Source organism: Gilliamella sp. ESL0250 (assembly GCF_013345045.1).
Lineage (GTDB): Bacteria > Pseudomonadota > Gammaproteobacteria > Enterobacterales > Orbaceae > Gilliamella > Gilliamella apicola_H.
Window position 1 is genome coordinate 1 of the sequence record NZ_JAAEDV010000028.1, and the last position, 1828, is coordinate 1828.

Here is a 1828-nt window from a genome sequence, read left to right on the forward strand (position 1 = left end):
AACGGATAGCAAATCCACCAAAAAAAGAAAGAAAAATCAAAACTTAATTAATACTGCTATTCGAGTAACCGCACTAACAGAAGCATCACGAATAATCGCATCACTACCGAAACAGGTTGAAGATAAAAGAAAACAAGCTTTTGCTCCTGTGACGTTAGAATCAACAAAAGGTAAAAAAGAGCATTCTTTTGACCAAGATCATACGTTACCAACTGGTCATTCAACGGCTAACATAACAAACACTCCCGTATCAACATCATCAACAGTTGAAAAAAGTAATACAATTTCATTTGATGATTTACTGGATATTAAAGAATCCATTAACGAGTCTTTTGATAAAGAATTATCGCGAACCGTGCACGATGGTTTATACGTTGCGCTAGTAAAATTAAAAGCCGCGGTTAACCAAGATATCAATGCACGCTTACTTAAAATAGAGAAAACAATTGTTTATATTCCTAATGAAGTATTGCCAGATTTGGTTTTAGCTCACTATCTCTATAACAATGCTACACGTTGTGATGATATATCGATTCGCAACAATATTCTTCATCCTGGTTTTATTCCTGTTAAAGAGCTGCGAGTACCAAAACCATGAATCAAAATAAAGTTTTTTTAAAAGTTAACCGTCAGTATTTTGGCGGTTGGACTGATGTAAGTATTTCGGCCGGTATTGAACGGCTAGCCCGTGATTTTAATGTCACTATCACCCGTCAATGGCCTTCATCAGGTGACGATTCAGAAACAAAAATTGATGTTAAAAACGGTGATTTAGTTGAAGTGTATATCGATGATGATGTGGTTTTAACCGGTTACGTTGAAGCGTTACCGATTCGATATGATGCAGGTTCGTTATCAATGGGCATTGTCGGCAGAAGTAAAACGGCAGATTGTGTTGATTGTAGTGCAGAACCCAAACAATATAGCGGTAGTTCAACTATTCAAGTTATTCAAGATTTGGTTAAGCCATTCAAACTGAATGTTATTAATCAAGGCAGTGATGCAGGTTCCGTTAGTATTCAAGCGGATCAAGGGGATACTGTTTTTGATGTCATTAGTAAAATAATGGGCATGCAGCAAATTATTGTATTCGATGATGAGCAAGGGCAAGTAGTAATTGGTGATATTGGTTCAGATGAGGCAAAAACAGCATTGGTTTTAGGGGCTAATATTTTGTCTGCGGATACTGAAAAGAGTATCAAAGATCGGTATTCCGATTACTTTGTCTCTGGGCAAGGCGTTGGTGATGATGAAAACTTTGGTGAAGCAACACTAGCATCAGTTAGATCTACATCTAAAGATGAGGCAATCCGGCGTTATCGCCCTTTAATAATAAAACAATCCGGTGATTCGAATAACGGTACATGCCAAGAACGCTGTGAAATGGAAAAAGTGCTGAGAGCAAGCAAAACCAGAGAAGTTACATACACGGTTCAAGGCTGGCGACAAGGTGATGGCACGTTATGGAAACCGAATCAAATGGTTGTTGTTGATGATCCGTTACTTGGATATGATAACGAGAAATTGGTTATTGCCGAAGTTAAATACAGTCTAAGTAGCGGTGGAACATTATGTGAGTTAAAAGTGGGTCCAGTTGAGGCCTATTTACCGGATAAGAAGAAAACCAAGAAGAAAAAAGGAAAGCAATCCGATGGCGAGGTATTCTAATGCGTAAAGTTTTAAATAAAATAATGAACCTTGTATCTAGGGGCTATATCACATTCAGTAATAGCGCAAGCAAATGCCAGACGTTGCAAATCAAAATGTCGGGCGGTGAACAAAAAAGTGATGTCGAGCATATTGAGCCGTACGGGTTCACATCAAGACC

2 protein-coding genes and 1 pseudogene are annotated in these 1828 nt (G+C 38.2%); all 3 read left to right on the forward strand.

All coding sequences use genetic code 11. The annotated features are described in order from the left end of the window. Positions 1 to 598, forward strand: a pseudogene (locus GYY69_RS12600) (hypothetical protein); the annotation flags it as partial. Further along, positions 595 to 1668 carry a phage baseplate assembly protein gene (locus tag GYY69_RS12605; RefSeq protein ID WP_174797999.1) on the forward strand — a complete coding sequence of 358 codons (1074 nt, stop codon included), beginning with the start codon at positions 595 to 597 and terminating at the stop codon, positions 1666 to 1668. The pseudogene GYY69_RS12600 and the gene GYY69_RS12605, both read left to right, overlap by 4 nt. A 23-nt stretch (positions 1669 to 1691) precedes the next feature. Further along, the coding region (locus tag GYY69_RS13245) for a phage baseplate assembly protein domain-containing protein (RefSeq protein WP_446718906.1) at positions 1692 to 1828 on the forward strand (137 nt) is incomplete at its 3' end.